The 390-nt window shown below is 47.2% G+C and carries 1 protein-coding gene; it reads left to right on the top strand.

What is annotated here, in order from left to right; genetic code table 11:
- A partial coding sequence (locus UF06_RS21615; RefSeq protein WP_242402048.1) for a pyridoxal-dependent decarboxylase occupies positions 1-390 on the top strand: 390 nt, incomplete at both ends.

The raw sequence follows: 390 nt of genomic DNA, 5'->3' as shown, positions 1-390 counted from the left end.
TCCATGTAGATGCCGCTTGGGGTGGTGCAACGTTGATGTCTAATCATTACCGTCACCTTCTCGAAGGTGTTGAACTGGCTGACTCAGTGACTATCGACGCGCACAAACAACTGTACATCCCTATGGGTGCAGGCATGGTGTTGTTCAAAGACCCAGACGCGATGAAATCCATTGAACACCATGCGCAATACATCTTACGTAAAGGTTCAAAAGATTTAGGTAGTCATACACTAGAAGGCTCTCGCTCAGGCATGGCCATGTTAGTGTATGCGGCGATGCACATTATTAGTCGCCCAGGCTACGAACTATTGATCGATCAAAGTATCGAGAAAGCGCGCTACTTTGCTGACCTCATCAAACAGCAAGATGACTTCGAACTCGTTTCTGAAC

This window comes from Vibrio sp. S234-5 (assembly GCF_000960595.1).
GTDB lineage: Bacteria > Pseudomonadota > Gammaproteobacteria > Enterobacterales > Vibrionaceae > Vibrio.
This window is presented reverse-complemented; position numbering and strand designations above follow the sequence as displayed.